The following is a 410-nucleotide window of genomic DNA, read 5'->3' as shown; positions in this document are numbered from 1 at the left end:
CGCGAAACTGCCGGGGCTGCTGGAACTGGAATACGAAGGTTTCTACAAACGTGGTTTCTTCGTTACCAAAAAAAAATACGCGCTGATCGACGAAGAAGGTAAAATCATCACCCGTGGTCTGGAAATCGTTCGTCGTGACTGGTCTGAAATCGCGAAAGAAACCCAGGCGCGTGTTCTGGAAGCGATCCTGAAACACGGTAACGTTGAAGAAGCGGTTCGTATCGTTAAAGAAGTTACCCAGAAACTGTCTAAATACGAAATCCCGCCGGAAAAACTGGCGATCTACGAACAGATCACCCGTCCGCTGCACGAATACAAAGCGATCGGCCCGCACGTTGCGGTTGCGAAACGTCTGGCGGCGAAAGGTGTTAAAATCAAACCGGGTATGGTTATCGGTTACATCGTTCTGC

Annotated in this window: 1 protein-coding gene; it reads left to right on the top strand. The window is 49.8% G+C overall.

The window, feature by feature from the left end; genetic code table 11:
- Nucleotides 1–410, top strand: a 410-nt coding sequence (locus SB822_RS55120; protein ID WP_410858851.1) for a DNA polymerase domain-containing protein, incomplete at both ends; no start/stop codon positions are given.

It is taken from the genome of Paraburkholderia sp. SIMBA_054, from assembly GCF_046534875.1.
GTDB classification, from domain to species: Bacteria; Pseudomonadota; Gammaproteobacteria; order Burkholderiales; family Burkholderiaceae; genus Paraburkholderia; species Paraburkholderia hospita.
Note: the sequence above shows the minus strand (reverse complement) of the source record. Positions and strands in the feature narration are given on the sequence as shown.